Consider the following 25,451-nt stretch of genomic DNA (forward strand, 5'->3'; position numbering starts at 1 on the left):
ATCTTACTGTTTTTTAGGCATGTTTGAAACAAAAATATAAGACATTTTCAAAACATTTACCAGTTTATCACGTTTCTCTTTTAAGTTCTGCAGGAACGGATCCCGTACTTCTGCTGGAACTTCTAAATCATCTGAACCATACTGAGATAATTGATCACTAAGAGTCTGTTTTGATTCCTCAAATGCTCTCAAACCTGCTTCCGCTTCTTTGTCAAAATCAGCTCTTTCAGACTCAGGGAGTTTTTCTCTAATTTCTCCACTATATTTGATGTAATTATCCGCAAGCTTATTATAGACGGTTTTCAAATCACCAATTGTTGTTGCATTAGCGATTTCTTCGTCTGTAACCAAGACAAAGTCAGGTGTTTCTAAATTAGCACTTGACGAAGTACTTGAACTGCTTGAGTTACTTTCTTTACTGCTTGATTTTGAAGACTTTTTAACTGAGCTAGAAGCAGCCTTGCTTTCTGAAGATTTAGAAGTAACGGATGAATGATTATTTGAACATGCTGCTAAGGTAGCTACTGCTAAAAGAACCACGCTGGCTGAAAAAATTTTTTTCATTTTTGTCTCCTTAAATAAAAAGTAATTTCATTATAGAATAAAACTAATGAGCTGTCAAAAGTTGATGAAAACTCGTCATCCAACAAGCGACTGCCGACCATAGTCTGTTAGGTCGCTGCCCAAGCGAGCGTAGAGGCCTTGGGCAGTCTCTTCTTCATTGAGGATTTGCTGTAATTCTGCATCTGTCACTCCAACCAGCTCAATAAAATCTACCCGGCCGTGGACTGTCTCCAAAGGCTGGGCTTCTACATCCGGAACCGTGATAAAACCTGTCAAAGCAGATTCCTGTTCACGGTCAAAGCCAAGAAGCTGTCCAGTATAAATGTATTCAAAAGGCTGATAAACCTCCCCGGTCTCAAAGGTCCGGCGCGCCAATTCCTGAAAAATCGTGACGATATTGATAAATTCATCATTAGCTTGATAATTTCCTTTCTTCAGTCGCATGGTAAATTCAAAACCATAGCCACTATAGTTTGAATCTTCACTGAGCTTTTCATACAGTTCAGACAAGCCATAACTAACCAAATGCCAAGAGTCACCTGCATCATAGACATCTACACCATCCAGCGGATCCGGCCCGCCAAAACGCCATTTTACAATGGCCTCAATGTGATCTACCGGCTCTTGATTATTGTATATCCGAGCAAATTCTGTTGAGATGGCTTCCCATCCCGGAGCTTCCACATAATCTTCTACCGGCTCGACATCCTCTACTACTTCTTCGTACTCTTCATAGACAACTTCCTCAGCTTCCTGATTTTCCGACTGTTTTTTAAAGAAATCAAAAATTCCCATTTTTTCCTCCTTGAATTAATTTGAAAACAGTATAGCATAAAAAATAAGGAATTACTTTTATGATAGAAGGAAATTTATTTTTGTGTTTATCGTTTTTCGATATATTTTTCTTGAAATACAATAAAAAATAGATTATAATAAAAATAAAAGGAAAAGAAAATCTACTGCCGGCTGATTTTCGATAGAGGTAAGCATCATGAAAAAGATTGAATTAAAAAATAACTCTTTGCTCAAAGATATTGTTACTCTATTAAACCTTATCATAGTGGGTTATGCTGCTATTTTGGTGTTTCTTACTATCCTAAGTGTGATTTCTTACACCGGTCTTTCCGACAGGTTGGGAATAAAGCTCAATGTTCAATTTCTGCTCTCAGTTGATTTTTCAAATTGGTGGAGTATTCTAGCCTTTGTTATAAACCTTCTCACAGCTTCTTTGACTATTTATCTCATCTATCTTGCTCGTAATTTCATCAAAAATTTGATTGGTGGAAAGATTTTTGATTCATCGAATACCCAACTAGCCAATCGGGCATGGAAAGTCTTTCTGGCTCTGACCTTTCTTTCCGTTAAGGTTGCTGCATCAGGCAATCCCATCACCCTCCCTTTCTCTTTTAACGCCAGTATGAGCTTTACACCTCTCTTGGGTGCTCTGATTATTTGGCTGATGATGAAAATTCTGGAAAAGGGGATTGATATAGCTGAAGAGAATGAATTTACCATCTAGGAGGCTGCTATCATGATTATCGTTAATCTTGATGTCCAGCTGGCCAAGAAAAAGATGAAACTGGGTGAACTGGCCGATATCATCGGTATCACCAACGCCAATCTTTCCATTCTCAAAACGGGCAAGGCTAAGGCTATCCGCTTTAGCACCCTCAATGCTATCTGTAAAGCCCTTGATTGCCAGCCCGGAGACATCCTAGAATTTACAGATGATGAAGAATAAAAAAACTCCCGTCCTAGCTGATTTCATTCAGCTACGGATGGGAGTTTTGCTTTGCTATTCAATGATTTGAGTTTCAGCCAGTTTCTTATACCAGTGAGCGGATTTCTTCGGATAGCGTTCCTGCGTTTCGAAGTCTACGTAGAATAAGCCGTAGCGTTTTTCATAACCGTTAGACCAAGAGAAGACATCCATCAGAGACCAGATAAAGTAGCCCTTGACATTAGCTCCATCCGCAATCGCATCGGATAAAACTTCCAGATGCTGCTTGACGTAGTCAATGCGAGCATCGTCGTAAACCGTATTGTCCACAAATTCATCCTTATAACCCAGACCATTTTCTGTGATATAAATCTTCTTGTAGTTTGGATAATCTTTCTTAATCCGCATGATCTGATCATAAAGACCTTGCGGATAGATAATCCAATCCCAATCAGTTTTTGGTATATGAGTTGGAGATTCTCTGCGCCCTACACCCTTAATCTGGTACTTGGAGCTTCCTTTTTCACCTTTTCCGTTGTGAATGATTTCCGTTTCACCGTCAAAGTCGCGCATCCAATCACTCATATAGTAGTTGATGCCAAGGAAGTCATTGAGGTCTTTAGCTGCTTCTAGAGCTGCAAAGTCTTCATCTCGCAGATCCAGCTGGCCACCATTGACTTTAAGGATGTGATTCACTCCTGCCAGAGTTACATCTGAATAGTGTCCCAGATAAGTCGCATCTAGGATAAACTTGTTATGGATAATATCTTCCAACTCTGCTGCTCTGACATCTGCTGGATTTTCTGGATCGTAAGGATATTTTGTCGGAAGTGCATGAACGACACCAATTTCACCATTGTAACCCTTGTCCTTATAAAGCTTAACGGCGCGGGCATGGGAGACCATCATGTTGTGGTGGGATTGGAAAACCTTGGCCAAGTCATACTGAATCCCCGGCGGGAATTTGCCGACCAAGTACTGCCCGTCACCAATGGGACCAATTTCGTTGAAAGTTGTCCAATAGCGAACTTCTGGAAATTCTTCAAAACAGAAAGCCGCATAGTCCACAAAGTGCTCAATATTTTCCCGATTGAGGAAATCGCCATTTGAATGAAGAGCCTCTGGTGTATCAAAGTGGTGAAGGGTCACAAAAGGTTCTACATGACGCTTGTGGCATTCTGCGAAAAGATTATGGTAAAATTCCACACCTTTTGGATTGACCTCGCCATAGCCTGTCGGAAAAATCCGTGACCAAGCAATGGAAATCCGAATTCCATTGACGCCATACTCTTCAGCCAATTTCAGATCCACTGGGTATTTGTGGTAAAAGTCACTGGCAGGCTCTGCCGTGTACCAGTAGTTATCCTCTAGGTATTTGTCCCAGGCAACAGGTCCTTTTCCATCTGTGTGGGTTGCTCCCTCAGCTTGATAGGCCGCTGTTGCACCACCGAAAATAAAATCTTTAGGTAAGCTTTTTGTCATCTTATTTTCCTTTCAATAGCATTTGAGGCGAAACAAGTAAGTAAATAGGTAAATAACAGGGGAATTGAACTTTGCTTCACCTCAAACGAGCTAACAAATTAGTTGTTAAATTGCTCCTGCACGAAGGCCAGTGCTCCTTTGCCATCACGGGTTAATTTGATGTATTGGCCGCCTTCAGTCTTAGCCAGCTTGATACCCAATTTATCCGTTTCCGCCTTCATGTCTTCAAAGTTGGAGGCAACTTGAGGAGCCAGGATAACCAGGTCAAACTCAGGCAGCATTTCACGGTGAGCACCGTAGCCACCCGCTGCTGCTTTGACAGGAACATTGTATTCAGCTGCTGCTTTATTCAAAGCGTTGGCCAGCAATCCGCTAGTACCACCACCTGCACAGAGCACCAGAACATTGGTTTCTTCGCTAATATTGTTTTGCGCTGGAGCTTCTTCATCCACTCCTGCTTTTTCAAGGATAGCATCCGCTTTAGCAGTGTTAAAGTTAGCTGCTACTTTTTCTTTAAGAGCATCGTTAGCTTTGCCAGAACGTTCTTCCTCTAGGATTTGTTCATCATAAACCTTGACAAATGGATAGTAAATAATGACATCCACTACGACAAGAAGGGCTGCAAGAACAAAGGACAGAAGCTGGAAGTTGGTCCCCAACACAATTCCCAGAGGTCCAGGTGTCACCCAAGGAAGGTTGGCTGAGAAGGAGTTCATGTTCAAAGTATCAACAAAGAATTTGAAAATCCATACGTTTGCGATAGGTGCAAAGATAAATGGAATGAAGAAAATAGGATTCAGTACGATTGGTGCTCCAAAGAGAATAGGCTCATTGACACCAAAGAAAGTTGGGACAACAGATGCTCGACCAATTGCACGGTTACGCTCGGACTTACAGATCCACATGAAGAGGAATGGAACAATCAAGGTAGCACCAGTACCACCCATGGTAACGATGAACATTTGAGTACCAGAAGTGATGACCTTATCCGCATGCTGACCAGCTTGAACCAGAGCCAAGTTAGCATCGATATTGGCATAAGTAATGGCAGCAATGGCAGGCTCAACGATAGATGGACCGTGAATTCCTACGAACCAGAAGAAAGCATAAGCACCAAAGATAAGAGTGATTCCCAGATAGCCATCAGCTGCTGAGAAAAGCGGAGCAAGAAGCGTTCCGATGGATTCTGCAACGGTTACTCCTAGACTTGCTTTAACAAGCAGTTCCAAACCGTAGAGCAGAACAACTGATACAGTAAATGGAATCAAGTCTTTAAATACTTGCGAAATATTTGGTGGAACTTCTTCTGGCATGCGGATTGTGACATTATTTTTTACACAAACCTTGTAGACATTAACCGTAACGAAGGCTGCGATGAAAGCTGTCAAAAGACCTTTGGTTCCCATGAAGGCAGTTAGGAAGCCACCTTCCTTGGCAGGTTCAGCAGCCATGAGGAGGAAGCCGACCATAGAAGCCAGCATAGTAGACAAGAAGTTAATCTGGTTTGTCGCAGGCAGGTCGCGATTGACAGAGTCTGTCAGCGCCTTAGCAGTGGTCCCACCCACAAAGAAAGCCAGAATCCCCATCGAATAGCTATAAGGGGTCATTAGGAAAGTTTCAATGTCCTTAGACCAGTGGAACCCCCAAGCATTTGGCACATAGGCAATCAAGATAAAGATAGATGAGAAGAGGATGACTGGCATACCAGCGATAAAGCCATCCCGAATAGCACGGAGATAGATATTCCGAGAAATCTTCTCAAAGAAAGGCTTCCCTTTCTCAATAAGTCCGATGAGTTTGTTCATTATTTTACTCCTCTTTTGTATAGTTCAATCAAATGGTGCATTATGTCTTTTAGCAAGATGGTAGTCATTAAGTGATCTTGGCCGTGCATCATGGTCACACTGTAAGCCAAGTCCTCTCCAGCCGCTTCTTTTGTCAAGAGACTGGTCTGAGCATGGTGTGCTTCGGCGATACAGCCATTGGCTTCTTCTACCAAGGCATCTGCCTTAGCAAAATCCCCAGCCTCTGCGGCTTTCAATGCTTCCAAGAGCTTGGAGCGAGCGTCACCAGCATAGGCCACAATTTCAAAACCGAGCAATGTTACTTCTTCTCTATTCATGAGAGTTCCTCCTTGTATTCTTATGTGAAATGTTATTATTATTTTCTATTATAAAAGGCGTTGGATATGCAACACCAGGTAGACCCGTTCGCTGCGGTAAAGATCAATTCCCGTCTTCTGGGCAATGATTTGGTAAATATCACTTCCGACCTGATAGGCTTGAGGATAGGTCATCTGGATCTGACTTTCCATTTCCAGCAGGGAAACATTGTCATCACGGCTTCTGTCCAGATAGTCTAAAAAGTAGTTCAGGTGAATCATAAAACGGTCATAAAAATTGCTGTTTTCTGCACTTCTTTTAATGCCATTTTTCTTCAGCTCTGCCTCAACTGCAGCCAGAATATCTTTTCGCTTGCCCAAGTGGCTTTGCCCCTCAGGATTGGTCTCCCCTTCGGCATTGATAAAGTGATAGGCAATACGATTGACCTCGTCGCTAGGGAAATGATCTAACAACCGCTCGCGGTATATCGCTACCGCTTCCTGAGCAATCTGATAAGGGACAGGGTATTTGTCCGAAGCATCCGGCAGATCACTCTCCTTGTACCGCCCCTGCTGCAGAGCCTGATAAGAACAGTAGATGTGGTCCGTCAGCGTGACATAGATATACTCCTGGACGGGGTAATCATACTTCTTAGAAAGGGTGTCAATCACATCATAGGTCACTGTGATAAAGTCCAGTGGAACATCTTTGAGCAAGGCTACAAAGTTTTCTTTAGATTCTTCCGTTCTTAGGCGAAAGATTTTCTCAATCTTACTTTCAAGAACGATATCACCCTTCTTTTTATTAAAGGCTATACCACTGCCAATCAGAACAACCTCTTCACCATTTTCATGTTTGGCTAGAGCAACATTGTTGTTCATAGGATGTATGATTCGATACATATCTCCTCCTCTTCATTTTCTAGGGTTCTGGCAAAACAAAAAGACCACAAACAAACCGAGGCTATATCTTCCCTCAATTTATTTGCGGTCACGCCTAATCCAACTTAGTAACGCTCACCCTATTCAATTTCTGATTTCATTATAGCATATCAGTATCAGAATGTAAACCCTTACTTTATTTATTTTTTAACAAATTTTAGACTCTTTCTTTCCAAGAGGTCGCTGTTTTTTGAAGAACCTTGTTGAGTTCATCAATATTTTTAAATCCAGTTGTACGAAGCCACTTACGAGCTGCCTCTTCACCTTGCTCAATGTAGTCTTTGACACTGCCAGCCCAAGTCGCACGTCCGCAAAGAACGCCGTTGAAGTTGGCACCTGACTCATGAGCGAACACAAGGGTTTCTTGGAAAAGTTTCGCAGATACACCCGCACTCAAGTAGATGTATGGCAGGTTAGTTGCTTCATCTTGTTCCTTGAAGAAGGCAGCTGCTTGTTCTTTAGTATGCACCACTTCACCATCGCCAAAGCCTTCAACGTATTTAACATTGACTGGTACTTCCACTTTCAAGACATCAATGTTGAAACGTGGATCTGAGAAGACCTTCATAGCACCGATAACCTTATGTGGTTTTACTTTGGCGTATTCTGCAGAACCTGCATCCGCAATCTTTTCATCGTATGCCAAGATTTCAAGGAAGAAAGGAATATCTTCTGCCACACACTCTGAACCCACACGCTCGATATAAGCCTGCTTTTGCTGGTTAAGTTCGTCAGAGCTGTCTACATCATAGTAAAGAAGGAATTTCACCGCATCCGCACCTTGTTCTTTGATGCGTTTTGCTGACCAAACATCTAGACAGTCTGGCAGGCGCTTGGTGCTAGAAGTATCATAGCCTGTCTTTTCATAGGCCAATAGCAAGCCTGCATTCTTGTCCAAAGCTTTAGTAGCAGGCAGTCCATACTCAGGATCCAGCAGCATAGACGAAGCGTAAGGAGTCAGCTCTTCTGCGACCAAAACTTTCAGTTCTTCCATTTGAGCTACTGTTGGTTCTGCTTCCTGGTGTTGAGCCATGAGGCGTTTCAAAGCACCACGTTGGTCAAATGCCAAGGCAGAAATGATTCCATTCTCATCAGAAAGTTTTTCCATGTACTTACGTTTTTGTTCTGTTAATACCATTCTTTATACCTCTTTTACTGTGATTTGATTGTATAGGACGTCGTAGTTTTCAACATTGACATGTCCAGTCATTTTTTCTTGGGCATTGAGCATGCCCAAAACATTTGCTTTCTTCAATAAGGAAGCATCATCTAACCGAAGACTCAAACCCGAAGAAATCCCTGCAACAGTTGAGTCCCCAGAGCCAACTGGATTGACCACTTGGATTTTAGGAATATCCACTTTATAGAAAGTGTCCCAGTGTTTGGCAAAAGCGCCATCTGCACCGAGTGATACGATGATCCACTCGATTCCTTCAAATAGCGGTTCTGAAAGGACAGCTTTTAATTCATCCAAATCTTTGGAAACGTCGCGACCCAACAACTGAGAAAGTTCCTCATTATTAGGTTTGATGGCAGTTGGTTTGACATCTGATTTGAGCACAGCTTCCAGAGCAGCTCCAGAGCAATCCAGCACCACCTTATTGCCAGCTTGATTAGCAATTTCAACCAATTGAATATAATATTCAACAGGTAAACCGGCTGGTAGACTTCCCGAGATGCTAACTACTTCAGTTGATTCCATTAATGATTTAAAATGATGTAAAAAACCATTTGCCTCATCCGCTGTAATAGTCGGACCGGCTTCTAGGATTTCTGTTTGTTTACCTTCATGTAAGATGGCAATGCAATTCCTCGTATCTCCCGAAATATTATAAAATAATGGCCGTACAGCTTGATGAAGATTCCGCAAGAGAAATTCACCATTGGTCCCACCAATCAGTCCCGTCGCAGCGACATTGTCTCCAATTTCTGCCAAGACCCTGGTTACGTTGAGGCCTTTGCCGCCCGCTGTTTTACTGACTTCCGCAACACGATTAACAGTATCTATTTTCAATTCTTCTAAAGGATAGGAAATATCGATAGAAGGATTCATGGTCACTGTAAGAATCATCTGGCTACCTCACTAGTCGTGGTACTCTCCACGATCCCATTTTTCAAGAAATTCTGTAAAGAAATTATCATCTGCCTGATGAGCATTGTGAGTCTCAACGTGCTCAATTTTTGCGATCAATTTTTTATTTTCTTCAGTTGGCTTGTACTCCGCATGGATGAAAGCTTCAATGATATCACACATGAGGAGCTCACCAGTAATTTTTCCACCAAAACCAATAACATTCGCGTTGAGTTCTTCCTTAGCATAGAGAGCTGAAGTCATATCACGTACCAAAGCTGAACGAACACCAGGAACTTTATTTACAGCGTTGTTGATACCGACACCTGTACCACAGATACAAACACCAAGATTAGCTTGTCCACTAACGACTGCCTCCCCTACTTTTTTACCAAAGATTGGGTAGTGAGTACGTGTATGGTCATAAGTACCAAAATCAAGAACTTCATAGCCTTTTGATTTTAGAAAATCTGAGACTGCCATTTTTTCATTGGTAACGATATGGTCACATCCAATTGCAATTTTCATTTGATTTCTCCTTTTTTTAGCACATTTTGTTGAGCATGTCGACCCGGATTTGGTGGCGGCCGCCGTCGTATTTACCATTGACAAAGCCTTTGGCAATGTTCTTAGCCAGCCCTTCACCAACGATTTCAGCTCCCATTGTAATCATGCGAGAGTTGTTATGACCACGAGTCATGTAGGCAGAGCGTTCATCTGAGACTTCTGCCGCAACCATGCCTTTGATTTTGGTCGCTACCATGAATGGACCAGCTCCATAAGCGTCAATGACAATACCAAGATTCTCCTCTTGTTTATTCACCTCAGCCGCAACTGCAAGGGTCACATCAACAAAATCTTGACCTTCTTTCGTCACATCCACCACTTCAAAGTTTTCTCCGACGAGAAAATCCTTGACCACATCTTTCAGCTTGCTTCCAGCAGCATCTGCTCCAATAATAATTGCCATGAGCATTCTCCTTTGTTTGATTTTTTTGCACAGAATATTGTTTATAAAAAACACTTTCTGTTTCCTATAAGCATACTATACTCCTTTAAAAGTTATTTGTCAACAGGTTTTTGTTTGTTTTAATCAAAATATTTTTGAAGATGATTAAAATAAACAAAAAAGCCCTAAAAAGAGCTTTCTGATAATTTTTTCATCCATTTAAAATAAACTAAGAAATAATCTTGGTATAAACTTCCAGTTCTTCTTGAGCATTTTCAGACATCTGGTCTGTGATAACAGCTGTAATCTCCGACAAAGGACAGATAGAGGTAAAATCTTCCTTGCCAATCTTAGAAGAATCAATCAGTAGATATGTCTCTGTCGAGCGCTCCAAAGCTAGCTTCTGAGTATAGGCCTCTTCAAAAGAAGAGGTCATAATCTGCCCGTTTTTGATACCATTGCCACTGAAAAACATCTTAGTAAAGTACATCTTATCCATGATGGCATTGGTCATCTCGCCGACAAAGGCTTGAGTCGCTTCCCGCATCTCCCCACCAAGGAGAAAGACTTTGAAGGTATCCGACTTCTTTTTTAAAAGGTCGTGAAAAATCGGCAGACAATTTGTAATCACGCGCAGATGCTGATTGGTGATTTCCTCTGCCAGCACTTCCACAGAAGTCCCCGGCCCAAGAAAAATAGTATCGCCATCTTCAATCAGCTCCACAGCCTTTTTGGCAACAGTCCGCTTGGCCTCGATATTCTGATAAAGTTTCTCTTCATGAGGGATTTCTCTGTACTTGAGGTGCTGATTACTTTTAGCCCCACCGTGAACACGAGTCAGCAGCCCTTTACTTTCCAGCTCGATCAAATCCCGCCGAACCGTCATATCTGAGACCTTCATACTCTCTACAATCTCAGCAACCGTCACTGTCCCAGCTCGATCCACCAGCTTAACTATTTCGTCCTGTCTCTGATTTTTTCCCATACTTTAGCCTCTCTACACATTGGTTTTGTTTATTATAACTCATTTTTCTGTTTTTTTCCATATTTTTTGTTTGTTTTAAACAAAATATGATATAAAAATCCGAGAACAGTAACTGTTTCTGTTCTCGGATTTTTAATTTTTCCTACTGTTTATAGTAGTATTGATCAGCAGGGACATTTCCGATATTCTGACCAAAAACTAATCTCGGTCTACTACTATCAGATTGATCACCATACGGATTTCTAAAGCCTATTTTAAATAAAGCAATCATAGCTCCTGAATTTCCTGACCGAATGTTGAGTGTTGGAAACTTGGAATTGGAAATCGAATTTGGTGAGATACTCTCATTTCTGTTCGTTTTTCCATCTGCGGTTATAATTATCTCCAGACCTTCTCCGTTTTTCCAGACACCTGCTAAAGTCGCATAATCACCTTTCATAATGGCTTCAATGTCCAAATCTTGTTTCTCTACTGAGTCAGTAGTATATTTTTCCCACCACTTATCTTGATATTCTCTAAAACTAATTTGATTTGTTTGGCCAAATATTATTCTTTTTTCTGAACTAATATCTCCATTTGGTCCCTCAATATTTTCTGGAACCAAAAACACTGAAATTTCTTTACCCTCTACAGCTATTTGGTTTACTCCAATAAAATATGCTTCATAATAATCTCCTATTTTTCTAGGCAGTTTATTCTCATTCAACTTATATTGCATATGAGAAGAGCCACTCCAAAAATTCCAATCATTGCCTTTTCCAGTAATTCTTGGGAATACACTGGTTCGATTTTGAAAATAATCTTCAGGCTTATAAGCATATAAAGTAAATCCTGAATCAGCTATTGATTGTTCCAAATCGTCATTGGAATAAACACCGTCAAATGAAGATAAGTTCCCCTTGAGTACTAAGTCCTGGTCTTTGGCATTATCTGATTTAAAAAAATCTTTTTGATTGGAAAATATCATTTCATGGTTCAAATCACCATCAGATAAAGTAACTGTAACAAGTTTAGATTTCTCATCAAATACTTCAATAGTAATATTAAAACTATCATAACCATCAGATTTTTTCATTTTGCTAGTGGATGTTTTTTTCTTTTCCTCTTCTTTCCAACTAGTCTCAAAAATACCAGAAACCATACCATCGGATGTTTGATAGTCTATTTTCCACTTATGGTCAAGGGAACTAATTATAGCTTTACTGCCAGTATTAGAAATATACTCCCCTGTAATATCAACTTTATCTGAACTATATATATGTTCACTAACTTCTTTAGTATTTTTCGAACTATGTTGATTATAGACAAAAAAACAAACTAAGCCTAGGACAGTTATAAAAATAATAGAACCCCCAAATATAAATTTCTGTTTTTTAACTCTATCTGTTCCCCTGTAACTTTTTCTCATATTTCTCTCCGATTCATTTAATAATTTTAACTCCCTTACAAAACCAATGTTATTATAACTTTTTGGATTAGAATTGTAAATCCTTAAAATAAATATATGAGTTATTTCTAAATGGGAAATACTAATAAATCCCCCAGTAGCCTCCTGCTGGGGGATTGTCATTAAATCAAAGTTTGTTATCCAATCAAACTGCCGTTTGGTACTCTCTCGTCCACAGTCAGGAGAGTCAGTTGGTCGCCGTGCTCGGCTGATAGAATCATACCTTGGCTGATGCGGCTCATCATTTTGCGCGGTTTGAGGTTGGCTACGATTTGGACTTTCTTACCGACCAATTCTTGCTCATTTGGATAGTATTTAGCAATACCAGAGAGGATTTGGCGGTCCTCACCGTCTCCTGCATCCAAGCGGAACTGAAGAAGCTTGTCAGAACCTTCAACCTTAGACACCTCTTTGACTTCTGCGACACGGATTTCTACCTTATCAAAGTCGTCAAACTTGATTTCCTTGCGGTTAAGTTTGAGCTCGACTTCTTCTGGATTCCATTCTTTTTCAACATCAGGTTTGTTGCCTTCCATTTGTCCCTTGATATAGGCAATTTCTTCTTCCATATCCAGACGTGGGAAGATTGGTGTTCCTTTTTCTACAACTGTCAGGCCTGCTGGGAGCTGGTCAATTGCTAGGTTTTCCAGCGAAGCTGCTTGAGGCAAGCCAAGTTGGCTGAGGACTGCCTTGCTGGTTTCCATCATGAAAGGCTCAATCATGTGTGCCACAACACGAAGGCTGGCTACCAAGTGGCTCATGACTGCTGCCAGTTCTTTGACCTTGGAATCATCCTTAGCCAGAACCCAAGGAGCGGTTTCATCGATATATTTATTGGTACGGGAGATGAGCGTCCAGACTGCTTCTAGGGCGCGTGGGTAGTCTACTGCATCCATGTGTTTGTAGTAGTCAGCAATAGATTGAGCTGCTACCTGAGCCAAAGCTCCATCAAAGTCTGTCACATTTTCTTCATAAGTTGGCACTTGACCATCAAAATACTTATTAATCATAGAAACCGTACGGTTGAGGAGGTTTCCGAGGTCATTGGCCAATTCATAGTTGATCCGACCTATATAGTCCTCAGGAGTGAAGGTTCCGTCTGAACCAACAGGAAGACTGCGCATGAGGTAATAACGCAATGCATCCAAACCATAGCGTTCTACCAGCATTTCGGGATAGACCACATTGCCCTTAGACTTGGACATCTTGCCATCCTTCATGACAAACCAGCCGTGAGCAATCAAGCGGTCGGGCAGCTTAATATCAAGCATCATAAGAAGGATTGGCCAGTAGATAGAGTGAAAACGCAGAATGTCCTTGCCCACCATGTGGAAGACTGTTCCATTCCAGAATTTATCGTAGTTAGCGTGATCATCCTGACCGTAGCCAAGAGCAGTCGCATAGTTAAGCAGGGCATCAATCCAGACATAAATTACGTGTTTAGGATTAGATGGCACTGGCACGCCCCAAGTAAAGGTCGTCCGAGATACAGCCAAGTCTTCCAGACCTGGCTCAATGAAGTTTTTCAGCATTTCATTGAGACGACCGTCCGGCGTGATAAAGTCAGGATGAGATTTGAAAAATTCTACCAAGCGGTCTTGGTACTTGCTGAGACGGAGGAAATAAGACTCTTCTGATACCCACTCCACTTCATGTCCAGACGGTGCGATTCCACCAGTTACTTTTCCATTTTCATCACGGAAGACTTCTGCCAGCTGGCTTTCAGTAAAGAATTCCTCATCAGATACAGAATACCAGCCTGAATATTCACCCAAGTAGATATCATCTTGGGCTAAGAGTCTTTCAAAGACATCGGCTACAACCTTTTCATGGTAGTCATCAGTCGTCCGGATAAACTTATCGTAAGAAATATCCAGCAGTTTCCAGAGTTCCTTGACCCCAACTGCCATCCCATCGACATAAGCTTGAGGACTGATACCAGCTTCTTCAGCCTTTTGCTGAATCTTCTGTCCATGCTCGTCAAGGCCAGTCAGATAGAAAACATCGTAGCCCATGAGACGCTTGTAGCGAGCCAGAACATCACAAGCAATGGTCGTATAGGCAGACCCGATGTGGAGTTTACCGCTCGGATAGTAGATAGGGGTTGTAATATAAAACGATTGTTTTTCAGTCATTTTTAATCCTTTCAAGGCTAATGAAACCTTTTTTAATAGCACTTCATTATATCATATTTTGTTAAGTTTGCGAAAAGACATTCATTTACAATAAAATCAATTAAAAAACCTAGAAAATATTCTAGGTTTAATAGGTCACAACATTCAAGTTGCCACTTTCATACTCTGCGATGAAGATATTCGAAATATCGGTGTATCCGTCTTTAGCCAGTCTCTCCACCAGCCACTCTTCTGTTTTGTCAATAGACTCTAAAATATCAATCTGGACAACACCATCTGTGATAAGGGGATATTTAGGATTCTCTTCACCAGCTTGTACAATAATCAGCTGGCCGTTTTGCTCTATAACCGCCCGTTTGACCTGCTTGAGATGGAAAATACCTTGGCTGCGTAGCTTCAAAGCTACATCTGCTGCTGAAAGACCAACAGAACGGCAGGCTTCGGGACTCAATTTCCCGTGCTGAATCAACGTTGTCGGCTTGCCATCAATCAAATGCTTAACCGCACGAACATTGTTATTGAGCCACTTTAGGGTCAAGACCAAGATGGTCCACATGATGAGAATGACCGTATACTGGAGGATGTTAATGGAGCTATTGTAAATCACCCCACCGATAATACCACCAAGAACATAGTTTTGAATCTGGTCGATCGCTGAATTAGGCGCCAGATTGCCTTTTCCCGTCACGTTGATGACAAAAACGAGTGAGAAAAGCCCCAGTGCTAGTTTAATTAGGATTTCAAGAAAATTCAACGTCATTTTTCAACCTCCACTATTTCGATATCTGTCGTCTTATGCAAGTCAATTTTTTCAAGCAGATATTTATCCGGCTCACTACCGCTCATAGCCCGATAAAAGTTCTTTCCGACCTTCAAAATCGCTCCATCCGTCGCGGCTGAAGTATTGACATAGACCTCCGACTTATCTACACCCAAGTCTTCTGAAATGACCTCAATAAAATGCAGAGAGGTTTGAAACTGGTTGTTAGAGTCTTGGTCAGTCTGAAAATTGCTAATGCCAATCAAGACCATAGCCACCAAGGCCAAAACGGAAATAATGGCTAGTTCCCGAAATTTTGAATCACGCTTATTGCGATAGGCCTTAAAAGCAAAAAAACCTGTCACAAGCAGCAGCAAGACAGAAAGCGCAACTGTCACCCAGTTTTGCTGGCTAATCTGACTCAAAACATAATCATAAGAATAGAATTTCATGGCTTTCCCCCTATTTTTACTCGCTCTATTATAGAAAATCTTTCCTACTTTTTCAAGCCCCTTGCAGTCACTTTGCTATAAATCATTCCTAAATTTTGTTATAATAAACTCAGTAAACTTCTACTAGAAAAGGAAATTTTATGAAACTCATCTCTTGGAACATTGACTCTCTCAACGCTGCATTGACCAGTGATTCTGCCCGAGCTCAGCTCTCGCAAGCTGTTCTTCAGACCTTGCAAGCAGAAGATGCAGATATCATCGCCATTCAGGAAACAAAACTGTCTGCGACTGGTCCTACGAAAAAGCACTTGGAGATTTTGACAAATCTTTTCCCAGATTATGAAAATACTTGGCGCTCCTCCCAAGAGCCGGCCCGCAAAGGCTATGCGGGAACCATGTTCCTCTACAAAAAAGAACTGACACCAACTGTAACCTTCCCAGAAATTGGCGCTCCGTCAACCATGGATGTTGAAGGTCGCATCATTACGCTGGAATTTGACGGTTTCTTTGTCACTCAAGTTTATACGCCTAATGCTGGCGATGGACTCAAACGCTTGGATGACCGTCAAGTCTGGGATGCCAAATACGCTGAATACTTGGCAACACTAGATCAACAAAAACCAGTCCTCGCTACTGGCGACTACAATGTGGCCCACAAGGAAATTGACTTGGCCAATCCAGCCAGCAACCGCCGTTCACCAGGCTTTACTGACGAAGAGCGCGCTGGCTTCACCAACCTGCTGGCTAAAGGCTTCACCGATACCTTCCGCCACTTACACGGCGATATCCCTAACCAATACACTTGGTGGGCGCAGCGTAGCAAGACTTCTAAAATCAACAATACAGGCTGGAGAATCGACTACTGGCTGACAAGCAACCGTGTAGCTGACAAGGTGACCAAGTCTGATATGATTGACTCCGGTGCGCGCCAAGACCACACACCGATTGTCATGGAGATTGAGCTCTAAGGAGAAAACGAATGGACTATCAAGCTGTCATTCCCGAATTTGTGGTATCCAACATCGAAAAGTCGCGCCACTTCTACTGCGACTTGCTGGGATTCTCTGTCCAATATGAGCGTCCAGAGGAGAAATTTCTCTTCCTCTCACTTGAAGACTGCCAACTTATGCTAGAAGAAGGCAGCGTAGAAGAATTAGCCCAACTAACCTATCCTTTCGGGCGCGGTGTCAATATTTCCTTTGGCATTGAAGATGTCCCTCAGCTCCACCAAAAACTACTGGAAGCTGACTATCCCATCCATCGTCCTCTGACGAAAAGAGAATTTCGAGTGGGAGATAGCTTTATTTATCCCCATGAATTTGCGATTTTGGATCCAGATGGTTATTTTTTAAGATTTAGTGAATAAGAAAAGGAGGCTGCTAGCCTCTTTTTCAGTAGGTAAACATGAATTGACAGACCTGTAAATCCAGTGGCAAAAACCTTTGCTAAATCCCATGAAATCAACATGTCAAAGAATTTTGATAGTCATTTTTTGTATAATTGAGTAGAATAAAATCAGAAAGCGAGGAAATCTTATGCAAGTCGGAAAACAAATCCAGCACTATCGTAAAGAGAAAAATTTATCTCAAGACGATTTAGCTGAAATAATCTTTGTCAGCCGTCAATCCATTTCCAACTGGGAACGCGGCGCAACCTATCCTGATATTCAAAATCTGCTCTTACTGAGCAAGGTTTTTGAAGTGTCATTGGACAAACTAGTCAAAGGAGATTTGGAAACCATGAAACAAATTATTCACGACCAAGAATTTATGCGCTATCAAAAAGATGGAGCGGTTTTTACCATTTTACTGATTGGCAGTCCTATAATAATGATTCCACTAATTCTTTATTTGGATTGGTTTGGTATCGCTATTAGTTGCTTGATTTTTGCTATCACAATGTTCTACGCCCTACGCATTGAGAAATTCAAGAAACAGCATAATCTTCGTACCTTTCGCCAGATTGTCGCCTATGATCAAGGACGCAGCCTGAGCGAGATTGAAGAAGCTGAGGAAAGGGGCAAGGCTCCTTACCAAAACATTATCCTTCCTGTTCTATTTAGCCTTGGAATTGGCGCTATTGCTCTGTTGTTTTCTTGGCTCTTACTTACTTTCTTCCCTATCAAGTAAAAGCGAAGTCATCAGACCTCGCTTTTTAAATGTCTTTAAAGTTATAGAGTTGCGGATAGTGATCGCACTCGGGATTTTTAGGATGGCAGATGGCACGACCAAAGTAAATCATGGCCTGATGGGCAGGTAGCCAGCGTTCTGGTGGAAGGACATCCATAACTCTCTTTTCTACTTCTAGTGGCGTTGCTGACTTTTTAACGATATCATGGTGCTTGCAGATGCGCTCCACATGGGTATCAACAGCAAAGGCTGGAATACCAAAGCCCACACTCATGACTACATTGGCTGTCTTGCGACCAACTCCGGCCAGACTTTCCAATTCTGCCCGCGTTTGTGGTACTTGACCGTCAAAGTCGTCCAAAAGCTGCTGGGCGCATTTCTTCAAAAACTTGGCCTTGTTTCGATAGAGACCCAGACGGGAGATGTATTTAGCAATGTCTGCTTCACCAGCAGTAGCCATATCCCGCGGACTTGGATAGGCTTCAAACAGAGCCGGTGTTGCCTTATTGACCGCAGCATCCGTCGTCTGAGCCGACAGCATGACCGCTACCAAAAGCTCAAAGTGATTGCGAAAATCCAGACTGGGCTTGGCGTCAGGGAAAAGAGCAATAATCTCTTCAATCACATGACGAGCCCGTTTTTTTGATAAAACCATGATTCTTCTTTCTAAGATTGAGATAGATTTATTATATCATGAAAGGAAGAAGCATCCAAAAAACTTGATTGAGAAAGCAGCTGTTCTTAATACTTTACAATCCCAACTCTTCATACGCCTTCCGGTAGCCAATCTGCAAGATTTGGTTATCTCGAACCAAGAGCGGCCGTTTAATCAGCATGCCGTCTGTCGATAATAAATCTGCAGCTTCCTGAGCTGTCATATGTGGCACCTGTTCTTTTAGTCCCAGTTCACGGTATTTGAGCCCGCTGGTATTGAAAAAGGCCTTGATCTCAAAATCAGAATTCTGAATCCAGTCTAGGAGCTGATCCCGGCTAGGTGTATTTTGGACAATATCCACCGCTTCAAAATCCACTCCTAATTGATTGAGCTCAGCCTTGGCCTTGCGGCAGGTAGAGCATTTGGGGTATTCGATAAATTGTAACATTGTTTTTCCTCCGTCCCTATAATAGCCCAGCTAGCTCCTTCTTGTCAAGCCGAGACTCATTAGAAAAAGCCGACAAGAGAAAGGCTCATCGGCTGGTATAGGCGCATTCCATGAAGAAACACCTCTATTTTCGGTTATTTTTTAATCAAACGCACGCGCACAATATTGTCGCTATTCTCAAATTTATCAACCAGCTCCTGAATCTTGCTTTCGTCCGACTCATCCAGATCCAGCAAGGTATAAGCATAATCACCCTTGGAACGATTGATGATATTATCAATATTGATATTTAAATCACTAACAGCTGTTGAAATCCGAGCCACAATATTTGGTACATTTTTGTTAATCAAGGTAATCCGATAAGGCGCTGAGAGTGCCTGACGGACATTAGGGAAATTCACTGAGTTGATAATCTCGCCCGTTTCCATGAAACGACGGATGGTTTTCCCAGCCATAATGGCACAGTTGAGCTCAGCTTCTTCGGTCGAGCCACCCAGATGCGGAAAGACTGTAATCTGCGGATGACGGAGCAGCTCATCTACACCAAAGTCTGTGATATAGCGCTTGACTACACCTGCTTCCAAGGCTTCAAAGAGGGCAGCGCTGTCCACCAGCTCGCCACGGGCAAAGTTGATGAGGGTTGTTCCCTTTTGCATAAGACCAAAAGCAGCCTGATCAAAAGTAGCGCGTGTATCCTCAGTCAGGGGCACATGGATAGTGATATAATCACTTTTTTCAAAAATTTCCTTAATGTCTGCTACCCGCTTGACATGGCTAGAGATATTCCAAGCCGTTTCAATGGATACATAAGGGTCATAACCAAGGACATTCATTCCCAGACGATAGGCATCGTTGGCAATACGGCCGCCAATAGCTCCCAGCCCAATGACTCCCAAAGTCTTCTCTGCAATCTCTGTCCCAGCAAACTGCTTCTTACCAGCTTCCACTTGCTTGGGAACATCATCTCCAGCAAGGCCGTTAGCCCAACTGTTAGCTGCGATATAGTCACGAGCAGACAGGAGAATGGAAGCTAAGACCGATTCTTTCACCGCATTGGCATTAGCTCCTGGCGTATTGAATACCACAATTCCCTGAGCCGTTGCCTGGTCGACAGGAATATTATTGGTTCCTGCACCTGCCCGCGCAATGGCTTTGAGCTTGCTTGGAAATTCCTGTCCATGCAGGTTTTGACTGCGCAGAATATAAGCATCCGGATTGTCAGACTTATCTCCGTCAATCTGAAAAGCATTGCCCAGCTCCTTAAGACCGATTTGATTGATATTGTTAAAGGTTTTGACACTAAAGACCATAGTTTCCCTCTCTTAAGAATTTTCTTTTTCAAATTTCTGCATAAAGGCAATCAAGTCCTTGACACCTTGGAGCGGAAAGGCATTGTAGAGACTAGCTCTCATGCCGCCTACGCTGCGGTGCCCCTTGATATTCTTGAATCCTGCTGCTGCAGCCTCTTTATTAAACTTGGCATCCAGCTCTGGGCTAGGAGACACAAAGGGAATATTGGCTACTGAGCGCTGCTCCTTGTAACGGACTGGACTGCGATAAAAGTCAGACTGCTCAATGAAGTCGTACAAAAGGCCAGATTTTTCACGATTGCACTTTTCCATTTCTGCTACACCACCTAGCTCCTTGACCCACTCAAAAACCAGCTTGGCCATATAGATAGCGAAAGTAGGTGGTGTATTGTAAAGAGAGCCATTGTCCGCCTGAATGCGGTAATCTAACATGCTAGATAAAACTGGCTCATCATCCAACAAGTCTTCTCGGATGATGACAACTGTCACGCCAGCAGGTCCGATATTCTTCTGAGCCCCAGCATAAATCAAACCAAAATCCTCTACTCGGTACTGAGCAGCAAGGATATTAGAAGACATGTCCGCCACAATCGGCACGCCATTAGTCGCAGGAAGGTCATAAACAGCCGTTCCTTCGATAGTATTATTGGTTGTCAGATGCACATAAGCCGCCTGCGGATCAATCTCCTTTTCATCAAAAGAAGGAATTTCCGTGTAATTTAAATCCTCTGATGAAGCCAAGAGAATGGGCTCAAAAGGAATGAACTTAGACAGTTTGACTGCTTCGGTGTAAGCTTTCTTTCCCCAAGATCCAGCCACTAGGTAATAGGCCTTGCCGCCTTGGGCTAGATTAAGGGGAATCATACTAAACTGAGTAGAAGCTCCACCCTGCAGAAAGAGCACGCGGTAATTGTCCGGAATATCCATGAGCTCACGCAGCAAGCTCTCAGCTTCTTTGATAATATCGTCAAATTCCTTGGATCGGTGGGACAGCTCCATCACACTCATGCCACTTTGGGCATAGTCTAAAAACTCAGCCTGAGCTTTTTTCAAGACTTCCTTGGGCAATACTGCCGGTCCAGCAGAAAAATTGTAAATCGTCATATCCTACCTCCAAAATTTATTTTGTATATCATATCACAAAGTTTAGAAAATATCTATTTTATTTCAGAAATCTAGCACTTTTTTAGCCAATTCCCGAACATTGTTGAAATATAGATAAGCGAAACCAACTGCTTAATCCAGATAACAAAAAAATCCTGAGTTTAGGTCAGGATTAGATAGTCTTACTAAAAAGCTGAGTTACGCTTTTTCCAATTTTTAAACAGACAACTGATTGTATTGAGAAATTTCTGAGCTTCTATCAATCCTTATTTTCATGATACACCGCATAGAGCTCGCTCTTGTTCTTGCCGTATTTCTTGGCTACTTCCTTGATGGCCTGATTTTTTTTGCTGCCGGCTTCAACTAAAAGATCAATTTCAGCTAGGATCTGCTCTTGAGATATGTCTTGAAGAGCATCTTCTTCCGCCCCAGCTACAATCAAGAGACACTCTCCTTTAGGCGGATGTTCAGCCGTATAAGCCAACAAGTCTGAAATCAGCCCTCGCTGATACTCCTCGTGAATCTTAGTCAGCTCGCGCACCAAGACGACTTGGCGGTCACCATAAACCGCCAGCATATTTTCCAGCGTCGCCCGAACCCGATGAGGGGATTCGTAGAAAATCTGAGTCTCAGGATAGGATTTTTTGCTAGTGAAAAATTCCTTCTGCTGGCCAGCCTTTCTAGGCAGAAAGCCATAGAAAATATGCGGTTGGGGAGCCAAGCCGCTGGCAATCAAGGCTGTTATTCCAGCACTAGGACCAGGAATCGGTACTACAGTAATGCCAGCTTCTAGCGCTGCCTGAACCAAATCATGTCCAGGATCAGAAATACTGGGCAGACCAGCATCTGAAACCTGGGCTATATCATTTCCGCTTTGAAGCATGTCCAAGAGAACGGGGATTTTCTCCTTGGCATTGTGCTCGTGAAAACTGATTTGCTTGGTCTCAATCCCAAAATGCTTGAGCAGAAGGCCCGTATTTCTCGTATCTTCAGCCGCAATCCTGTCAACCTCTTTCAAGGTATTGACCATGCGGATGCTCATATCATCCAGATTGCCGATAGGAGTCGCGACCAGATAGAGTTTGCCGTAGGCAGTTTCGCCCTTAAAACTTTTTTGAACCTGCATCACTACTCCCTAAATAACAATTCATCGCAGAACATGCACTCTGCGTCATTCTCCCGGCGCTGACCATAGAAATCCGTACAGACATGAAAGCCGTCATAGTAAAGCTTACGCAGATTATCTCGGTTTTTCTTGGTCTTGGTCGGAGCTTCCTTCTCCACCTCTCCCAAGCGCTCCCTCAACTTGTCATTTTCCAGATGCAGAGCAATATTTTCCTCTACCACACTCTTGAGATTTTTCTTGACAGCTTCCACTTCAGCAAGGGTCACTAAAAGCGTCTGTGAAAAATCATCCAAGGCGTCAAATAAGTCTTTTTTATCCATTTTATACTCCTGTGCTGCCTCTTTTTACTTTCCCTTCAAAGTCATATATTCTAAAGCGTTTTGAAAAGATACATTGGCCCGCCACATCTTCCGAGCCAGCAAAAGCTGCTCCAAGGCCTGTCGACCGTTTTCTGTTGCTATTTCCTTATAAAATAACACTTCCAAGAGCTTGAAGACCTGTTCCTGCTTTTCCTTATCATCAGCCAGCTTTGCCAGACGCGAAACCTGCAGAAATGCCTGACTGGGACGAGTTTGAAAATCCTTGACAAAGCGCTCGCATTCGCTGACTAATTCAAAAAAGGCATTATTATGAGCCAAGCTTTCCGCTTCTGACTGAGTCTGACTATAAGCAGCTAGTAACTCCGCTCGACTTTTAATCAAGCCATCCTGTTCCAAACTGTGCTGCAGATCAGCTGTATTTTTCAAGAAATGATAAACCTGAGTCCGACTCCGAATCGTCGGCAGAATCAGCTGTTCGTCAGCAGTCAAGAGAAAGATATAAATCTCGCTCTGCGGCTCCTCAATGACTTTGAGCAAGGAATTGGCTGCATTGACGTGCATCCGATCCGCATCGCAGATAATGAAAACCTGCCGACTGCCTTCTAAGCCACTTTGAGAGAAGTTTCGGACCAGCTCCCGAACTCGGTCAGTTTTGATAATGTTATTGACTGGTCGCACCACCGTTACATCAGAAAAATCTTCTTCAGCAATCAAACGGCAAGAACGACAGGACTGACAAGGCCAGACGCCTTGCTTATTCTCGCAAAAGAGACTTTGGGACAGGATTTGGGCCATTTCAAAACTGCCAAAAGCTCCGGTAAACAAGTAGGCATGACTAAGCCGCCCCTGTTCCAAAATATGCTGAAACTGCTCAAACAAGCTGGGCTGGCTTTGCTGTAACTCTTTTATCTTCATGACGGATTCCCAAATCGTTCCTGAATGATGGCCAAACTATCAGCCACTACCTTATCTAGTGGTTGACTGGCATCCACCTTGACAAAGCGCTCGGACTCCTTGTCAAGAATCGCCAAATAGCCCTGCCGAACCCGCTGGTGCAGGTCTAAACCCTCCAGATCAAGCCGATTCACCTCTCGGCTTTCGCTCTTAGCAATCCGCGCCAGCCCTTCTTCCACATCAATATCAAAATAGAGGGTCAAATCAGGCTTGAGTCCATCTGTTGCAAACTGATTGAGCCATTCAATATCTGCCACATCCAGACCTCGTCCGTAGCCCTGATAGGCAACTGAACTATCTATAAAACGGTCCATCAAGACAAGCTTTCCTTGCGCCAAAGCTGGCAAAACCCGCTCAGTTAAGTGTTGGCGGCGACTGGCAATGTACAGCAAGAGCTCAGTCTTAGCATCCATAGCCGTATGACTAGGTTCCAAAATCACTTCGCGGATAGCCTCAGCAATCTGGACGCCACCTGGCTCCCGCGTCGTAATAAGACCAGTTCCATAATTTTTCAAAAAAGGAAGCAAGGCTTCCAACACACTCGACTTTCCAGCCCCTTCCGGACCTTCCAGCGAAATCAAAATACCATTTTTCATCTTTACCTTGAATCTCTAACTTCTATTTTTTGTTCTTTATAAGAAAATGTAGATGCGAATTGCTCTAAAGCTTGATATAAGCTACTTTTCAGAGTTCGTCCACATTACTGAGCAGCCTAATAAGAGCCGAATTCGTCAGCTCATTGTTTTCATCCTACTCTTTTTTATCTATTGTTTATTTTACCAAAAAAAAAGCTAAAAGCCCATCATAAGAAAAAACTTTAAATATTTTTTCAAAGTGTTTTACAAAGGCTAAATTTTTGGTAAAATATATTCAGAAGAAATTTCTGGAAAGAGATTTAGGAGGATCTTATGTTTAAATTAAAAAACGTACTGGCCATCATTTTTGGGGCTGGAATTTTTTCTTTTGGGATTCATTATTTGGTCATTCCCTTTCATTTGTATGAGGGTGGAGCAACGGGTCTGACCTTGATTACCTACTATCTATTTAAAATCCCTGTCTCGACGACCAACCTAGTGATTAACATTCCTCTCTTTATTATTGCATGGAAGCTACTGGGTTCGAGAACCCTCTACCTCAGTATTCTAGGGACTTTCTCTGTGTCAGCCTGGCTCAAAATTTTTGAAATCTTACCTGCCTCCAAACACCTGCAAGACTATTTTATCTCAGCTCTGGACGGCGATGTCTTACTAGCCTGTCTTGGAACGGGGATTATTATGGGGATTGGACTGGGCACCATCTTTAATGCTGGCGGAACAACTGGCGGTACGGACATTGTGGCCCGCATCTTCAATAAATACACCAGCATTTCCATGGGCAGACTCATGCTGACGGTTGACTTTGTAGTCATTACCTTGGTTCTCCTAGTCTTCAAAGACTTACGCATGGTATCTTACACCCTCATGTTTGTCTTTATCACCTCCCGCGTCATTGACCTAATTGCAGAAGGAGGTTTTGCTGGTAAGGGATTCCTTATTGTTACCAGTAAGCCCACTGAGCTAGCTGAAGCTATCAATGACAAGCTGGATCGTGGAGTGACCTACCTCAAGGGGCAAGGCTTCTATAGCAAGCAGGATCTGCAAATTGTCTACTGTGTTGTTTCCCGTAATGAAATGCAGCAAATGAAAAAACTCATTAACCAAGTCGATCCATTTGCCTTTACTACTATTAGCGAAGCCCATGAGATTTTGGGCGAAGGCTTCACTTTAGATGCTAACAAACAACCTATTGTACGTTAAA

General features: G+C 42.5%; 29 protein-coding genes. 6 read left to right on the forward strand and 23 right to left on the reverse strand.

What is annotated here, in order from left to right; all coding sequences use genetic code 11:
* Nucleotides 1-3 precede the first annotated feature (3 nt).
* The gene (locus tag K1J09_RS02890) at nt 4-564 is read right to left on the reverse strand and encodes a hypothetical protein (RefSeq protein WP_049553200.1); all 561 of its coding nucleotides are present in this window, start codon (nt 562-564) and stop codon (nt 4-6) included.
* A 75-nt stretch (nt 565-639) separates the two neighbouring features.
* Nucleotides 640-1,359: a suppressor of fused domain protein gene (locus K1J09_RS02895; RefSeq protein WP_002897097.1), complete on the reverse strand. Its 720-nt coding sequence runs from the start codon at nt 1,357-1,359 to the stop codon at nt 640-642.
* A gap of 196 nt (nt 1,360-1,555) precedes the next feature.
* On the opposite strand from K1J09_RS02895, the gene K1J09_RS02900 reads away from it, so the two are divergent.
* Entirely contained in the window at nt 1,556-2,083 is a 528-nt protein-coding gene (locus K1J09_RS02900) for a DUF2975 domain-containing protein (RefSeq protein ID WP_223322363.1), read from the forward strand.
* Nucleotides 2,084-2,095: 12 nt separating this feature from the next.
* Nucleotides 2,096-2,305 (forward strand): helix-turn-helix domain-containing protein, encoded by a 210-nt coding sequence (locus tag K1J09_RS02905; RefSeq protein ID WP_002905070.1) that lies wholly within the window; start codon nt 2,096-2,098, stop codon nt 2,303-2,305.
* Between the two features lie 54 nt (nt 2,306-2,359).
* Here K1J09_RS02905 and lacG read toward each other — a convergent pair whose 3' ends face one another.
* The 13 genes from lacG to K1J09_RS02970 form a co-directional block, all read right to left on the reverse strand.
* Entirely contained in the window at nt 2,360-3,766 is a 1,407-nt protein-coding gene (lacG, locus tag K1J09_RS02910) for a 6-phospho-beta-galactosidase (RefSeq protein ID WP_223322362.1), read from the reverse strand.
* Nucleotides 3,767-3,864: 98 nt separating this feature from the next.
* Nucleotides 3,865-5,571 carry a lactose-specific PTS transporter subunit EIIC gene (locus K1J09_RS02915; protein WP_002914631.1) on the reverse strand — a complete coding sequence of 569 codons (1,707 nt, stop codon included), beginning with the start codon at nt 5,569-5,571 and terminating at the stop codon, nt 3,865-3,867.
* The gene (locus tag K1J09_RS02920) at nt 5,571-5,888 is read right to left on the reverse strand and encodes a PTS lactose/cellobiose transporter subunit IIA (RefSeq protein ID WP_023916554.1); all 318 of its coding nucleotides are present in this window, start codon (nt 5,886-5,888) and stop codon (nt 5,571-5,573) included. Before K1J09_RS02920 ends, K1J09_RS02915 begins: the two co-directional genes overlap by 1 nt.
* Nucleotides 5,889-5,936: 48 nt before the next feature.
* The gene (locus K1J09_RS02925; protein WP_223322361.1) at nt 5,937-6,770 is read right to left on the reverse strand and encodes a PRD domain-containing protein; all 834 of its coding nucleotides are present in this window, start codon (nt 6,768-6,770) and stop codon (nt 5,937-5,939) included.
* 196 nt (nt 6,771-6,966) lie between these two features.
* Nucleotides 6,967-7,947 carry a tagatose-bisphosphate aldolase gene (gene lacD / locus K1J09_RS02930; protein WP_223322360.1) on the reverse strand — a complete coding sequence of 327 codons (981 nt, stop codon included), beginning with the start codon at nt 7,945-7,947 and terminating at the stop codon, nt 6,967-6,969.
* Between the two features lie 3 nt (nt 7,948-7,950).
* On the reverse strand, nt 7,951-8,880 hold the full coding sequence (locus K1J09_RS02935) for a tagatose-6-phosphate kinase (protein ID WP_223322359.1): 930 nt from the start codon (nt 8,878-8,880) through the stop codon (nt 7,951-7,953).
* Between the two features lie 12 nt (nt 8,881-8,892).
* Nucleotides 8,893-9,408 carry a galactose-6-phosphate isomerase subunit LacB gene (lacB, locus tag K1J09_RS02940; protein WP_002905077.1) on the reverse strand — a complete coding sequence of 172 codons (516 nt, stop codon included), beginning with the start codon at nt 9,406-9,408 and terminating at the stop codon, nt 8,893-8,895.
* Between the two features lie 16 nt (nt 9,409-9,424).
* Nucleotides 9,425-9,850 carry a galactose-6-phosphate isomerase subunit LacA gene (lacA, locus tag K1J09_RS02945; RefSeq protein ID WP_009659075.1) on the reverse strand — a complete coding sequence of 142 codons (426 nt, stop codon included), beginning with the start codon at nt 9,848-9,850 and terminating at the stop codon, nt 9,425-9,427.
* Between the two features lie 208 nt (nt 9,851-10,058).
* A complete protein-coding gene (locus K1J09_RS02950; RefSeq protein ID WP_049543145.1) occupies nt 10,059-10,814 on the reverse strand; it encodes a DeoR/GlpR family DNA-binding transcription regulator in 756 nt (251 codons plus the stop codon).
* A 142-nt stretch (nt 10,815-10,956) separates the two neighbouring features.
* Nucleotides 10,957-12,384 carry a DUF6287 domain-containing protein gene (locus tag K1J09_RS02955; protein ID WP_049543142.1) on the reverse strand — a complete coding sequence of 476 codons (1,428 nt, stop codon included), beginning with the start codon at nt 12,382-12,384 and terminating at the stop codon, nt 10,957-10,959.
* Nucleotides 12,385-12,398: 14 nt separating this feature from the next.
* The gene (gene metG / locus K1J09_RS02960; RefSeq protein ID WP_223322358.1) at nt 12,399-14,396 is read right to left on the reverse strand and encodes a methionine--tRNA ligase; all 1,998 of its coding nucleotides are present in this window, start codon (nt 14,394-14,396) and stop codon (nt 12,399-12,401) included.
* Nucleotides 14,397-14,523: 127 nt separating this feature from the next.
* Nucleotides 14,524-15,156 (reverse strand): DUF421 domain-containing protein, encoded by a 633-nt coding sequence (locus K1J09_RS02965; RefSeq protein WP_223322357.1) that lies wholly within the window; start codon nt 15,154-15,156, stop codon nt 14,524-14,526.
* The gene (locus tag K1J09_RS02970) at nt 15,153-15,608 is read right to left on the reverse strand and encodes a DUF3290 family protein (protein ID WP_002897090.1); all 456 of its coding nucleotides are present in this window, start codon (nt 15,606-15,608) and stop codon (nt 15,153-15,155) included. Before K1J09_RS02970 ends, K1J09_RS02965 begins: the two co-directional genes overlap by 4 nt.
* 140 nt (nt 15,609-15,748) lie before the next feature.
* Between K1J09_RS02970 and K1J09_RS02975 the strand changes: the two genes are divergently transcribed.
* The 3 genes from K1J09_RS02975 (at nt 15,749) to K1J09_RS02985 (ending at nt 17,737) form a co-directional block, all read left to right on the forward strand.
* Nucleotides 15,749-16,576: an exodeoxyribonuclease III gene (locus K1J09_RS02975; RefSeq protein ID WP_125351219.1), complete on the forward strand. Its 828-nt coding sequence runs from the start codon at nt 15,749-15,751 to the stop codon at nt 16,574-16,576.
* A gap of 11 nt (nt 16,577-16,587) precedes the next feature.
* Nucleotides 16,588-16,974, forward strand: a complete 387-nt coding sequence (locus tag K1J09_RS02980) for a bleomycin resistance protein (RefSeq protein WP_002894702.1) — start codon at nt 16,588-16,590, stop codon at nt 16,972-16,974.
* Nucleotides 16,975-17,143: 169 nt separating this feature from the next.
* Nucleotides 17,144-17,737 (forward strand): helix-turn-helix domain-containing protein, encoded by a 594-nt coding sequence (locus tag K1J09_RS02985; RefSeq protein ID WP_011837300.1) that lies wholly within the window; start codon nt 17,144-17,146, stop codon nt 17,735-17,737.
* Between the two features lie 25 nt (nt 17,738-17,762).
* On the opposite strand, the gene nth is transcribed toward K1J09_RS02985, so the two are convergent.
* The 8 genes from nth to tmk form a co-directional block, all read right to left on the reverse strand.
* Nucleotides 17,763-18,392 carry an endonuclease III gene (gene nth, locus K1J09_RS02990; protein WP_002905087.1) on the reverse strand — a complete coding sequence of 210 codons (630 nt, stop codon included), beginning with the start codon at nt 18,390-18,392 and terminating at the stop codon, nt 17,763-17,765.
* Nucleotides 18,393-18,486: 94 nt separating this feature from the next.
* Nucleotides 18,487-18,840 carry an arsenate reductase family protein gene (locus K1J09_RS02995; RefSeq protein ID WP_061583049.1) on the reverse strand — a complete coding sequence of 118 codons (354 nt, stop codon included), beginning with the start codon at nt 18,838-18,840 and terminating at the stop codon, nt 18,487-18,489.
* A 134-nt stretch (nt 18,841-18,974) separates the two neighbouring features.
* Nucleotides 18,975-20,150 (reverse strand): 3-phosphoglycerate dehydrogenase family protein, encoded by a 1,176-nt coding sequence (locus K1J09_RS03000; protein ID WP_223322356.1) that lies wholly within the window; start codon nt 20,148-20,150, stop codon nt 18,975-18,977.
* Nucleotides 20,151-20,162: 12 nt separating this feature from the next.
* Complete coding sequence (gene serC / locus K1J09_RS03005) at nt 20,163-21,254, reverse strand: 3-phosphoserine/phosphohydroxythreonine transaminase (protein ID WP_223322355.1); 1,092 nt, start codon at nt 21,252-21,254, stop codon at nt 20,163-20,165.
* 259 nt (nt 21,255-21,513) lie between these two features.
* Nucleotides 21,514-22,380: a 16S rRNA (cytidine(1402)-2'-O)-methyltransferase gene (gene rsmI / locus K1J09_RS03010; RefSeq protein ID WP_223322354.1), complete on the reverse strand. Its 867-nt coding sequence runs from the start codon at nt 22,378-22,380 to the stop codon at nt 21,514-21,516.
* Nucleotides 22,381-22,382: 2 nt separating this feature from the next.
* Nucleotides 22,383-22,700 carry a DNA replication initiation control protein YabA gene (gene yabA / locus K1J09_RS03015; RefSeq protein WP_002894690.1) on the reverse strand — a complete coding sequence of 106 codons (318 nt, stop codon included), beginning with the start codon at nt 22,698-22,700 and terminating at the stop codon, nt 22,383-22,385.
* Nucleotides 22,701-22,724: 24 nt separating this feature from the next.
* Nucleotides 22,725-23,615: a DNA polymerase III subunit delta' gene (locus K1J09_RS03020; protein ID WP_223322353.1), complete on the reverse strand. Its 891-nt coding sequence runs from the start codon at nt 23,613-23,615 to the stop codon at nt 22,725-22,727.
* On the reverse strand, nt 23,612-24,250 hold the full coding sequence (tmk, locus tag K1J09_RS03025) for a dTMP kinase (protein ID WP_223322352.1): 639 nt from the start codon (nt 24,248-24,250) through the stop codon (nt 23,612-23,614). The genes K1J09_RS03020 and tmk overlap by 4 nt, the downstream gene beginning before the upstream one ends.
* A 312-nt stretch (nt 24,251-24,562) precedes the next feature.
* On the opposite strand from tmk, the gene K1J09_RS03030 reads away from it, so the two are divergent.
* On the forward strand, nt 24,563-25,450 hold the full coding sequence (locus K1J09_RS03030; protein WP_125434782.1) for a YitT family protein: 888 nt from the start codon (nt 24,563-24,565) through the stop codon (nt 25,448-25,450).
* Nucleotide 25,451 lies beyond the last annotated feature (1 nt).

Origin of the sequence: Streptococcus sanguinis (assembly GCF_019928825.1) — a bacterium.
Taxonomy (GTDB): Bacteria; Bacillota; Bacilli; order Lactobacillales; family Streptococcaceae; genus Streptococcus; species Streptococcus sanguinis_L.